General features: G+C 37.7%; 9 protein-coding genes. 5 read left to right on the plus strand and 4 right to left on the minus strand.

Going from position 1 to position 13,177, the window contains the following annotated elements:
• Nucleotides 1-197 precede the first annotated feature (197 nt).
• A complete protein-coding gene (locus tag H4J65_RS02435; protein WP_182194996.1) occupies nucleotides 198-1,094 on the plus strand; it encodes a GGDEF domain-containing protein in 897 nt (298 codons plus the stop codon).
• A 108-nt stretch (nucleotides 1,095-1,202) separates the two neighbouring features.
• Here the strand turns inward: H4J65_RS02435 and H4J65_RS02440 are convergent, their stop codons facing one another.
• The 3 genes from H4J65_RS02440 to H4J65_RS02450 form a co-directional block, all read right to left on the minus strand.
• On the minus strand, nucleotides 1,203-1,844 hold the full coding sequence (locus H4J65_RS02440) for a hypothetical protein (RefSeq protein ID WP_182195000.1): 642 nt from the start codon (nucleotides 1,842-1,844) through the stop codon (nucleotides 1,203-1,205).
• 39 nt (nucleotides 1,845-1,883) lie between these two features.
• A complete protein-coding gene (locus H4J65_RS02445; protein WP_182136387.1) occupies nucleotides 1,884-3,233 on the minus strand; it encodes a DEAD/DEAH box helicase in 1,350 nt (449 codons plus the stop codon).
• Between the two features lie 127 nt (nucleotides 3,234-3,360).
• Nucleotides 3,361-4,797: an alanine/glycine:cation symporter family protein gene (locus tag H4J65_RS02450; RefSeq protein WP_310649906.1), complete on the minus strand. Its 1,437-nt coding sequence runs from the start codon at nucleotides 4,795-4,797 to the stop codon at nucleotides 3,361-3,363.
• 1,330 nt (nucleotides 4,798-6,127) lie between these two features.
• On the opposite strand from H4J65_RS02450, the gene H4J65_RS02455 reads away from it, so the two are divergent.
• The 4 genes from H4J65_RS02455 to H4J65_RS02470 all read left to right on the plus strand — a co-directional run bounded on the left by H4J65_RS02455 (nucleotide 6,128) and on the right by H4J65_RS02470 (nucleotide 11,339).
• Nucleotides 6,128-6,661, plus strand: coding sequence for a hypothetical protein (locus H4J65_RS02455; protein ID WP_182195005.1), 534 nt, complete (start codon nucleotides 6,128-6,130; stop codon nucleotides 6,659-6,661).
• A 254-nt stretch (nucleotides 6,662-6,915) separates the two neighbouring features.
• Nucleotides 6,916-8,460 carry a hypothetical protein gene (locus H4J65_RS02460; protein WP_182195009.1) on the plus strand — a complete coding sequence of 515 codons (1,545 nt, stop codon included), beginning with the start codon at nucleotides 6,916-6,918 and terminating at the stop codon, nucleotides 8,458-8,460.
• Between the two features lie 12 nt (nucleotides 8,461-8,472).
• Nucleotides 8,473-10,932: an RHS repeat-associated core domain-containing protein gene (locus tag H4J65_RS02465; protein WP_182195012.1), complete on the plus strand. Its 2,460-nt coding sequence runs from the start codon at nucleotides 8,473-8,475 to the stop codon at nucleotides 10,930-10,932.
• Nucleotides 10,933-10,970: 38 nt separating this feature from the next.
• Entirely contained in the window at nucleotides 10,971-11,339 is a 369-nt protein-coding gene (locus tag H4J65_RS02470) for a hypothetical protein (protein ID WP_182195015.1), read from the plus strand.
• A gap of 424 nt (nucleotides 11,340-11,763) precedes the next feature.
• Here H4J65_RS02470 and pntB read toward each other — a convergent pair whose 3' ends face one another.
• Entirely contained in the window at nucleotides 11,764-13,167 is a 1,404-nt protein-coding gene (pntB, locus tag H4J65_RS02475) for a Re/Si-specific NAD(P)(+) transhydrogenase subunit beta (protein WP_182195033.1), read from the minus strand.
• Nucleotides 13,168-13,177: the final 10 nt, after the last annotated feature.

Genomic DNA, 13,177 nt, shown 5'->3' on the forward strand with positions numbered 1-13,177 from the left:
AATATTTAATTTTATTTTTGCTTTACAATTGCATCAACTAGCTATGGCTATAAACGACGTAAATTGATAATTCCCATTAAAACCTCATTAAAATATCCATAAAACATTTGTTAATTTAAATAGTAGGTATGATTTTTGCTTTAAAATAGTTACGGATATGAAAATAAAGTTTAACGTCAAAATTTACAAGGAAAACTATGGCTACAGTTAATGTTGTTGATCACCCTAACTCTAAATTTAATGCCTTCACATTATTTCAACAAAGTGAACAACAGAGCCAACGTAATTTAGCCTTGCTTAAGCAATTACAAACCACGTTAGATGTAAAAGAACTTATCAATATTTTTGCAGTTGAAGTGGCAAAGTACCTTGATTTTACAGGTGTTTATTTTAAACACCCTGATATAAATGCGACAGCCAAAGACAGTCGGCAGGCTAAAGCAGAACGTCAGTTTGAGTTAAAACTCAATGGTCAATTTTTTGGCATAATTACTTATGCAGTTAACATTCCCATCAGTATGACTAATGATAAAGTCTTGACTGAACTGCATGAGTTATTAATCAACCCTTTAAATAATGCTGTGCAATATCACCAAGCAATGCAATTAGCGATGCAAGATAGCTTAACCCAATTAGGCAACCGACGTAGTTTTGACGAACAAATTAAACGCGCTATGGCCCAAGCCACTCGCCAACAGACGCTAGTTGGCTTAATTTTTTGTGATTTAAACAAGTTTAAAGCCGTTAACGACTCTTTTGGTCACGCTATGGGCGATAACGTCTTAATACATTTTGCCAAGGCATTACGACAAAGTGTTCGAGATACTGACTATGTTTTCCGCTTTGGTGGTGATGAATTCGCGATTATCGTCACTGATGCGACCAAACCATCGTTAACCGTCATCGAGCAAAGAATTTACCACACAATGTCGCAAGATATATTATTAGCAAAGTATCATGTAACCTGTAGCTTAGGCTTAGCTTTTATGAACAGAGCTGACGATGTTTCCAGTTTTTTTCTCCGTGCGGATCAGGCGCTATATTCACAAAAAATGAATCTGCCACAAAAATTTAGTCTCGCTTTCAAAGGCTAATCTAAGTATTTTAATCGCTCGGCTTAAAGTGGAAAGGTTGAGGTTGAGGGTTTAACTGATACTCACTATAAACTCAGTACTACCTGAGTAATAATAGTAATAAAACTATTAACTAAATTCACGTAACGCAAGTGACTTTTCATTGGGTGTTGCACCCACATATAAGCGGCAAAACCTTACCGCTTTAGCAAAACTTTTTGGGCCAACTTTTGCTATTACTCGGCGTAAGAACGCCAAATCAAGTGCAAAGTTAACACTATAATGTTCCATCGCCTGCTCGATACTCGGATAACTCACACCATCAAAACAAAACGCTAGGTCTACATCTTCGTTAACCATTTCAATGCCATTAAGCACTAACGGCCAGCCATGAAAATTCACTCTGTCTCTTGCTACTTCATACATAAACCAAGCGCTTTTTTGAAATCCTGCAAAGCTGCCCTCTTCAAAACCAGCATTGGCTAATTCGTTTTGTGTCCAATTAAGGCCAATGGCAAGGTCTTTACGATATTTTTGAATTAAATACTCTTTGACAATTTTTTCAACTTGCCAAATGCTGCGCACTTCGGCTTGGTTGGCCGCACGCGCGCACTCTGCACAACTAGGTAAGGTCAATGGCTCATGCGAGCAGTCAAAAACTAAATGCTCTGAATGAGGAAAAGTGAAAGAATGCCCTGCTGGTTCAGCACAAAACCAGCAGTGATGTCGATAGTTAAAAGGTACGTCAATATCAGTGTTATCAAACTGCATAAATACTAACCTGCGTTATGAGCAAAGCACTTAAAAAGACTATTTACGTCTTTTATTTGCTGTTTTACTTACTGGAGCATTTTTTTGAGTTTTAGTTTTCTCTTTTGCTCTGCGCTTAGCTGCTGGTGTGGCTTCAGCCTTTTTACGCGCCAGTAATTGATTCTTATCTTGTGTAGCTTTATAGCGGCTTTTCTTTAATGGCGCGTCTTCTTTGGCGTCATAATGTGCAGGTAAAGGTCGGTCTAATTCATAACCCGGTACAACAATACGCTCAAATTTACGCTCAATTAAGGCTTCAATATTATCAAGAAACTGCTCATCTTTAGGGCTAACTAATGAGATAGCCGTACCTGATTTACCTGCTCGGCCTGTGCGACCAATACGATGTACATAATCTTCAGGCAAGAAAGGTAAATGATAGTTAACCACATAAGGTAAATTCGCAATATCAAGTCCACGCGCAGCAACATCAGTCGCGACTAAAACCCGCACACTGCCATCAACAAATTGCTCTAGTGCTTTATTACGCGCACCTTGAGTTTTATCACCATGACATAAAGCGGTTTTTATACCGTCAAGTTTCAACTCATTCGCTAAAATATTCGCACTTTCTTTAGTACCAGCAAAAACTAACACTTGCTGCCAATTATTAACCCCAATAAGCTCCGACAAAAGCTCAGCTTTACGGGTTTCAGAAACCCAATAAACCGATTGTTTTACTTTACCTGAGGTAGAGTTTTGACGTGCTACTTCAATGGTTTTTGGTGTTTTCAGAATTTTCTTTGCTAACGTTTTAACTTTATTTGAAAATGTCGCAGAAAACATCAAGGTTTGGTGTTTTGCCTTGATCATTGCCACAATACGTTCTATGTCGTTATAAAAACCCATATCAAGCATACGGTCTGCTTCATCAAGCACAAGAAACTGCACTTGAGACAAATCTAAGTTGCGCTGTTCAAGATGCTCAATTAAACGTCCTGGTGTTGCCACTAATACATCGACACCCGTTTTAAGCATTTTAGTTTGTGGTGGCATATTAACACCACCAAAAACGACACCCGAGCGCAAGGGTAAAAACTCACCATAGGTTTTTACATTTTTTGAAATCTGCGCCGCTAACTCACGTGTTGGCGTTAAAATGAGTGCCTTAACAGTCGTTGTGGTGTCAAATCCATCCACATTAGGCTTCACTTTTTTCGCTAAACTATCAAGAATAGGCAAAGTAAAAGCCGCTGTTTTCCCGGTCCCTGTTTGAGCACTGGCTAAAACATCAACACCGGTACGAATAACAGGAATAGCTTGTTGTTGAATCGGCGTTAAATTTTTATAACCGCATGCTTTTACCGCTTTTAGTAAATTAGCCGATAAACCTATTGCATCCACACTCATCACATCACCATTTCTGTATTATCGTAAAAACGCACCTGCCTTAAAGCAGTACGCCAAAATATTAAGTCGCGCAGTATAGCAGCTTTATTAACACTTGCTTGTATTAAATCAATACCAATTTTATCAGCTACTTTTTATTCCAAATGCCTTGGGTTAAATTAAAGCGTTGTTGCTCCTCTTCATCAGGCTGGTAAGTCGGTAAAAGGCCTTTATCTTGTTGGCGGTGATAATCTTTGGTTATTTGCACTACCACTTTAGAAAGCATAAATAACGCCGTCACATTAAAAATGGTCATTAATCCTGTCGACAAGTCGGCTAAAGCGATCACTTCAGGTAAGGTCGCTACAGAGCCAAAGACCAACATCAACAGAAAACCAATACGTAAAAACCATCGTCCGAGGAAATTATCCATATTTAAATACTTTAAATTATTATCGGCATAGGCGAAATTTGCCACTATCGAGGTAAAGGCAAACAGCAATATGGCGATAGTAATAAAGTCGCTTCCCCAAGCCCCTACTTGATGGCTAAGGGCTTGTTGTGTTAATTGAATGCCTTGCGCTTGGCTGCCAGTATCTTTAAAAAGTAAGATCAAAATTGCCGTACATGAACATATGACAATCGTGTCAAAAAACACCGCCAACATTTGAATATAACCTTGTGAAACAGGATGCGGAGGAAAAGGCTCTGCAGCAGCGGCAGCATTGGGCGCGCTACCCATACCTGCTTCATTAGAATACAAGCCACGTTTAACCCCTTGCACTATCGCCGCCCCCACCAGACCACTACCGGCTTCTTTTAAACCTAAGGCTGACGCGAAAATATCACTAATAATCATCGGCACTTTTTCGATATTTAAGCCAATAACAGTACAACAAACCAGTAAATAAAGTAAGCCCATATAAGGCACAGTGAGCTCAGCAAAACGGGCAATGTTTTTTAGTCCGCCAAAAATAATAAAACCCGCGGCAATCGTAATAACGATACCGGTGTAAAGTGGATTAAAACCGTACGAGCCATTAAATGCACTGGTAATAGAATTCGCCTGTACAGCACTAAAGACAAAGCCATAACCAAAAAACAAACAAAGTGAGAAGGTAATAGCTAATTTTTTATTCTTTAAACCTTTACTCATATAATACGCGGGGCCACCACGAAAATTACCCAAGCTGTCGCGTTCTTTATAGAGCTGCCCTAAAGCACTTTCAGCAAATGCCGTTGCCATGCCGACTAAAGCAATCAACCACATCCAAAAAACAGCTCCGGCACCACCCAGTGAAATAGCCACGGCTACGCCCATTAAGTTGCCCGTACCCACCCGCGCCGCCAACGATGTGCACAGCGCTTGAAAAGAAGAAATACCCTGGCTAGAGCTTTTACGACTGGTTTTTAAAATAGTAAACATGTGAAAAAACCGCGTAATTTGTAGTCCTTTCAAACGAAAAGTAAACCAGATCCCGCAAGCACTCAGTAGATAAATTAAAATACTGCCCCATAAATAACCGTTAATAGTGCCTACCCATAATTCAATGACACTGGGTGCAATTACACTTGGTTCTACCACATTATTCTCCGAAGGTTCTATGGTTAGTAATAGCGCAGATTAGATAGGCGAAAACTATTCACTCTGCTTATGTTTAGCTATATTAAATTTGCTATTAATTGTTTGTTGTTGGAAGAAAACTTTTATTATTTAGATAAAGTTTTGTTATTAGATAAAGCTAGTAAGGTAAATAATAGCTATCGCTAAAAACTTAGTACAAAAGCATCAACTCAGGCTAAAAATCAATCGATAAGACAACTGAAGCGATTGATTGACTCACAATGAACTGAGTAATGGCTTTTATCTTCAGTAGCTTAACAAAATTGTCTGCGAGATATATAACTTTATCACTAGCATAGCGACTAAAACTAATGACAATGGCAGGAAGTCAGAGCGTTGTTTATTTAGATTTCGAGGTTATCTGATAGAGCTGTGTGAAGTCGCCTTTGTTGAAAATCTGGACAATGTGAGTGAAGTATCACGTCAAAATGGTGTATCTCACGACACTATTTATCGTCATCTAAAGTTAGTAGAATAAGGTCGCGCCGATGCATTAAAGCGATAAGAAACGCCAAGTTACGGCATAAAAACTGTGTTGATATGTCTAGAGGGGGCTGTTGTGAAGTTTTCACTTGAGCACCCCCACCACCTTAGCCAGCAGTAAATCGCTATGAAACTAACAGCAGTACTTGGTATTGATATAAGTCCAAATGGTGTACGCAGCGTATGTTTGAGAAACAACATGAATAAAGCCGCATTCAGAATTGAAAGATCACAATCCTTGAAAGAAACAGCATAATTGCTCGGTAATTAGACCGATACAATCCCTTGGCAATCACACTAATTCGTAAATATCACCTGATCACATTGCGATTCGACAAATTCAACCAGCTTCCAATTCCACTAGCCACTGGTATATTCATACAATAAAAATGTGTGACAACAATTCTGGCATAAGGTCTTGTGCTTCTCTGTAAGCCACGTGAAAAATGCTATCAAATACTTATATAGAGTACTAATACCAGAGCCCAAGTACTTCTCTGATGTTTTAGAAGTTGCTATGTAGCACTGAACTTATTAAAGAATGATAAACGTAAGGTAGGGACCTAAGTTAAGCCGATAAAGGCGATAAAGGATGAAATTCATATTATGTAGGATTAATTATCAATTTTAATCTTATTGATTTTAATGGTATTTTTTATTCAACTATAATTTATATTCATAATTATTACAATTAATTAACATAATGTTGTATGTTTTATATTGTTATGGAAATCACAATGAAAGCGCTTATGTTTTTATTGGATTTCAAATAATTAGAAAGTAATTTTAAATAATAGGGATATAATACATGAAAAAAAATATCAAATTAAGTCAGCCAACCTTTAAGTTTTTTGCGGTTTTAAAACAATCACTCTTGTTACTTACACTCTCGTTATTTTCAAATCTTACGTGGAGTGCCATCACCTTAAGTTCCGATACAACAAATAATGAAGGAAACTTTACTTTAACCTGGACAAAAGGCGGTGAGCTTCAATTTTTCATTTATGAAAATGGTGCTCAAATAGGGGCGACAGGTACTCCAACGCATACAATTTCTAATCTACAACCAGGCACATATAGTTATAGGGTAGATGGGTGTTCAAGCCGAAGCTGTTCAAACCCATCTTTATATACAGTTTCAAACGGTATCATGATAACAGTAACTTCTTCTGGTGATGGAAATACAACTCCTCCGTCTCCTTATCCTGGCGTATCTAGTGATATATCATATTTTTATGATGCACTAGGGCGTCTCTTCTATATTACGGACACTAAGAATGGTCAGCATGATTATGAATATGATGCTGCGGGAAACAGAAAAACAGTAGGTAATAACCAATGATATTAAATAAATAAAGCCTGATAGTCTTATTTTCAATAGTATCTGCAAACTTATATGCAGATGATTTTTTTACACTACCTGAATATAAAGTTATTGATAACAATTTTGTCAATATGGCTAGCGGAAATGTATCACATTCATTTACTGATGTTTCTATAGGCGGTTCTTTAGGGTTAACTCACACAGTATCAAATGCCGTTCATTTTAATTATTTTGGCATGATAAAGCTTGTTACAAGTATAAGTGAGCCTACAGTGATGAAAGTAACAGGTATTTCTAATGCTTCATTTGAAATTAATACAGATGATACGTTTGAACCGCAAAGTGACCTTTCAACATCACTAGAATTTATTCAAGGCGTTGGGTATATCTTCACAACACAAGATGGAACTGAAATTACATATGATACTTCTGTTGAAATAACCTCTGTTGGACAGACTGCTTGGATGACAAAAATTGTTAAACCTAATGGATTAACAATAAAAATAGCGGCTAGTAATAGACCAAGTAATATGGGCTTTGGTTACATGTTAAACGTGAGTACAAATAGTGGTTATCAATTAAAGTATAAGTACTCGAACTCTTGGCCTATTACTGACGGTGAAAAAAGTATTGTTTATAGTGGCGTTTATTGGCCGCAGATTGCACCTAAGTCGGTGGTTGGAATAAATAGCGCAGTTGAATATTGTACAGCTACAACGTCAACTTGTTCTTTGACTAATAACTGGCCTACAACAACATATAATTGGTTAAATGGTCAAACATCTGAAGATTCCATTTTTACAGCCACAGATCCCCTAGGTCGAGTTTTAGAATATCATTTTAAAGCCATTGATGAGGCATATACGGCATCGAATGGTCACGTAATTATTTCCCCTGAAACTTATGTCGTAAAATTAATTGAAATTAAAGAGTTTTCAAGTGACGATGTATCCGTTACATACGACTATGCGCATGACTTTTTAGGACGAACTGAAGCGCAAATGAGAAATTTTCAATATCGCTCTCAATTGAGGACAGCGCATCGTGTTGGCTTTAGCCAAACTTATGATACAAATGAAACGAATACTCAATATCATCGTATGATGCATTTCTCTGGCGGACATAAGGCAATTGAACATGTCTATTCAGATTTAACCGTAGGTGCCCCAACTGAAATACAAACAGTTGATAAAGTAATAAATTTTGAACAAAGCTACACAAATAAATTAACTCAAATAGTTGATAGATTTAATCGTGCTGATCAAACGTTTGATTACGATTCCAGAGGTAATTTAACTCATAAACATCAATTTAGTGACAATAGAACTTCATTTGTAACAACACAAGCCAGCTACCCTACCACGTGTGCTAACCGCAAAACGTGTAATCGTCCAACCTGGACGAAAGACGCTAAAGGTAAGCAAACAGACTACACCTACCATACGCAATCAGGTCAAACGGCCACAATCACTCAGCATGCTAACGAAGATGGTAAAAGGCGACAAGTACGCTATGAATACGTAGAGAAATTTGCGACCTATAAAATTAATAGTTCCACGCCAAGCGTATCACCTGACGGTATTTGGTTACTCGATAGAGAAAGTTACTGCATTAATAGTAACTATGTAGGTAGTAGCTGCGCGGGTAATGATGAAGTTGTTACTCAATATGTATATGAACCTGGCAACTTACAATTAATTGGTGTAGCCGTTACCGCGGCGGGTAAAACATTACGCACTTGTTACCGTTATGATATTTACGGTAACCAAATTGGCGAAACTAAACCCAAGGCTAATTTGTCAGCTTGCAGCTATTAAAAGGACTTTAACATGCGATTTTTTAACTTATCCTCACTTGTAATAACACTAAGCATTTTTGTATTTAGCTCTGAATTATTAGCCGCGCAAAATGCGGCAAGTTATACTTATGCAAAACGTTTTAATTTAAACGGGCAGCAAACAGGTACTATTAGCCCAGACCCTGATGGCGCAGGGGTACTAAAACACCCTACTACAAGAAACACATATAATGCCAATGGTCTACTCGAAAAAATTGAAATTGGTTATTTGAATAGTTGGCAAAATGAAACTGTAAAACCAAGTAATTGGTCTGGTTTTTATCCTTCAAAAATCCAAACATACACCTATGACAATTTTGGACGAAAAACGACTGCTCGTACGCTAATGACCTCTGGCGGAGAGTCAGGATTAGTCCAATACAGTTATGACCTTTACAATAGGGTTGACTGTAAAGCTGTTCGCATGAACCCTGATGTTTATTCATCTTATCCTAATAGTGTCAATGCCTGTAACCTTGGCACTGAAGGTGATTTTGGTTCAGATAGAATTACTCGTTACACTTATAACGACTTTGACCAAGTACTGACTGAAAAGAGAGCTGTAGGCACAGTAATAGAGCAAACTTATTTGACCAATGTTTACGATAGCATAGGACGTAGAACGGATGTAACCGATGCCAATGGTAATCGCTCTCATATGAAATATGATGGTTTTTCTCGATTAGAGTATTGGTATTTTCCTGATAAAGGCTCTATTGGCGGTGGTGGTTATAGCTCTACTGATTATGAAAAATATGGCTACGATGATAACAACAACAGAACATCATTTAGAAAGCGTGATGCTAAAACTATTTATTACACATACAATAATTTAAACCAAGTTACGTTTAAAAATTGGCCAAGCACAACGACAAAGGACGTTTATTATGATTATGATTTACGTGGTTTAAAGCTTTACGCGAAATATGCATCAAACAATGGTTTAGGTGTAACTCGAATATTTGATGGGCATGGGCGTTTAGCAAGAGAAACCAATACAACTACAGGTATTGCTTATGAAGTAAATCATTCGTACGATGATAATAGTAACCGTATTCGTGTTACTCATCCAGATGCAAAATATTATACTTATGATTATGATGGTGCTGACAGATTAACTTACGTCAAAGAAAGTGGGTCTTCAACAATCACCCGTAATATATATGATAATTACTCTCGTCTTGATTATATCGACCGAGGTAATAATGCTGATACTGATTTAGCCTATGATAATGCATCCCGCCTTTCATCACTTATCCATAACCTATACAGCAGCAGCAACGATAATACTTATAGCTATACATATAACCCTTCTAGCCAATTAATCGCACTGAATTTTAGTAATGACAATTATAATCATTCAGGGGTTATTGGTGAAACGGGTAGTTATACCGTTAATGGATTAAATCAATATACAAATGTTAATGGTAAAACGTTAGTTAATGATGCGAACGGTAATTTAACCAATGATGGTGACTATACCTACACGTATGATGTTGAAAATCGATTATTAAGTACATCAAAGAATAGCTCAACATTAACATATGACCCATTAGGGCGACTAAGTACACTAACGTCAAGCGGCAGCACTAAAAAGTTTTTATATGACGGAGATGCACTTATAGCAGAATATAGTGGTAGTTCTATTACTAAACGCTATGCACACGGCGGAAGTGTTGATAACCCTATAGCTGATTATAGTGGCAGTACGGTAAGTACATCTACCAGAACGTCTTTACATAGTAATCATCAAGGTTCTATTGTGGCAGGCAGTAATAGTTCAGGGAGTAAGACATACCTAAATACTTATGATGCTTATGGCGTGCCGAGTGCTTCAAATCAAGGTCGTTTTGGTTATACCGGACAATTAAATTTATCTGAGATAGGACTAAACTATTACAAAGCACGGATTTATCATCCAAAACTAGGTCGATTCCTACAAACTGACCCGATTGGTTACGATGATGGCATGAACATGTATGCTTATGTCAAAAATGATCCGGTAAATGGAACCGATCCAGACGGGAAAAAGAGAAGAGATTATAATACTGAAGCTCTAGCTACTAAAGGTAAGCCGACTCGGCAGACGACTGATGGTAAAATGGCAGAACAATCAGGTGCGAATAATACTGCCGAATTCAACGACACAACAACAGGAGAGGTTGTGAGTGAAATTGGCTCAAAGGTTCCTGGGGCTGGTGGACTTATTACATCAGTTGCTGGTGCTATAATTCAAAGTACTGAGAATACAGATATTACAGCGACAGCAAGCGGAATTATTGTTGGTGCCACTGCGGGGGCAATCGCAGAAGATGTGGCGACAAATTATGGTAAAAATTCTTCTAACATTAAAACTAAAGCGATAGGTTTTGTCGTTGGTACTGTTACAGGACTAGCAAGTGCGAATAATGAAAAAAGCAATTTAAAAAAACAAGAAGAAAAAAAGAAATAACATAATTTTATATATTAAGTACATTGGAATTAAATAAAATGAAAAAGTCACCTTTAGTTATTTACTGTTATATATATTTTTTATTATCTTTAGTAGATGTGTTGTATGCTTTTACCGATATTGATTTTTCAATATCGGTACTAATCCGCCTAGCCGTAACGGTAACTTTATTTATTGTATTTTGGGGATATTTATACAGTAAACCAGTTTTAGATGCTGAGACATGGCGAAGAGTTTTCTATGTTTTAGTTGTTGTATACGGATTTTTAGGGGCTATGGCACTTTTATCTTTTGGAACACCTAAGTTTTATGAAGGCCTGATTAGTGTAATAACAACTATACCTATACTTTACTGTTTATACATCTATAGCGATACAAAGCAAAAATTTTGGGAAAACAAAGTTTAAAAGAATAGCCGACAGCCACTTAAATTAGCGGGTCAGTGGTATTAAATGATTGTTTTGATCTAATAAATTTTGAATCCAAAGCCTCGCTAAGCGGGGCTTTAATTTAGCCAGTAAAAACGAATTTTAGTTTGCAGAATCAAACTTCTAACTCTCTGATTATAATATGTTTACATTATGTAATATAGTCTTGTTTACGATGGCTAGAATAATGAATGAAAGTGTAGTGGTCAAGTAAAACTGGCCACGGATTTGTATTCTAGTCAGTATCTTTTCTCTGACTCATTCGGTGTTAATCCTCAATTATAACTGTGATATACAGTGAATTTTTATGTTGTTGGAACTGGGTAGTATCCATAAAAAATGCCGACAATCGCTTATCGGCATTTTTAACATCACTTGTTTATTGATGCTTTAATCTAGCAAATTACAAAGCCTTAAATATTTGTTCAACCGAGTCTTTTGCATCGCCAAACAACATTTGAGTGTTGTCTTTAAAAAACAATGGATTTTGTACGCCAGCATAACCTGTGTTCATTGAACGCTTAAAGACAATAACATTTTTCGCGTGCCAAACTTCAAGTACCGGCATTCCCGCAATCGGACTAGTGGGATCTTCAGACGCTGCAGGGTTTACCGTATCGTTTGCGCCTATGACTAAAACCACATCAGTTTTAGCAAAATCATCATTAATTTCATCCATACTAAGCACAATATCGTAAGGCACTTTAGCTTCGGCTAATAACACATTCATATGCCCAGGTAAGCGCCCTGCCACCGGGTGAATAGCAAAGCGCACATCAATACCTTTAGCTTTTAAAGCTTGAGTCATTTCATAAACCGGATATTGTGCTTGCGCTACTGCCATACCATAACCTGGCGTAATAATAACCGACTTTGCGCCGTTCAACATATCTGCTACCGATTCTGCGTTAATTTCAATGTGGTCGCCATAATCGGTCTCTGTGTCTATAACGACATTGGTACCAAACCCCCCAGCGATAACACTGATAAAAGAGCGATTCATGGCTTTACACATAATGTAAGAAAGAATAGCCCCTGATGAACCCACTAATGCGCCGGTAACAATTAACAAATCATTATTAAGCATGAAACCTGCCGCTGCGGCTGCCCAACCTGAGTATGAATTGAGCATGGACACCACCACTGGCATATCTGCACCGCCAATTGAGGCGACTAAATGCCAACCAAAAACTAAGGCAATAAAGGTCATCAGATATAATGTGTTATCACCACCACCTTGTTGAACAAAAGTCACTAGCAAAATAATGGCTATGATACCCGCCACTAAATTTAACTTATGTCGCTGAGGTAACATGAGTGCGGCCGAGTTAATAATACCTCGCAACTTGGCAAACGCGACAATTGAACCGGTAAAGGTGACCGAGCCAATAAATACCCCAAGAAACACTTCAACTAAATGAATATTAACCGCCATTTGCTGACTGTCACTAAAGGTAGCCGTTACCGAATGGTCCATTTCAAAATAGCTATTAAAGCCAACTAATACCGCCGCTAAACCAACAAAACTGTGCAGTATGGCCACTAATTCTGGCATTTGGGTCATTTCAACTTTTTTCGCTAGCCGCAGGCCAATGATAGCGCCGATCACCATAGTCACTAAAATAATCCAAACATTGTCGACACGAGGATCGGCAATGGTGGCAATAAGCGCGATGGCCATACCGACAATACCGTACCAATTACCTGTTTCAGCCGTTTGTTGTTTACTAAGTCCTGCCAAGCTAAAAATGAACAATAACGCAGCAATAATGTAAGCTGCACTGATTAAACCTTGATAAAATTCCATTAAAGTGTCC

Origin of the sequence: Colwellia sp. MB02u-9, from assembly GCF_014077085.1 — a bacterium.
Lineage (GTDB): Bacteria > Pseudomonadota > Gammaproteobacteria > Enterobacterales > Alteromonadaceae > Cognaticolwellia.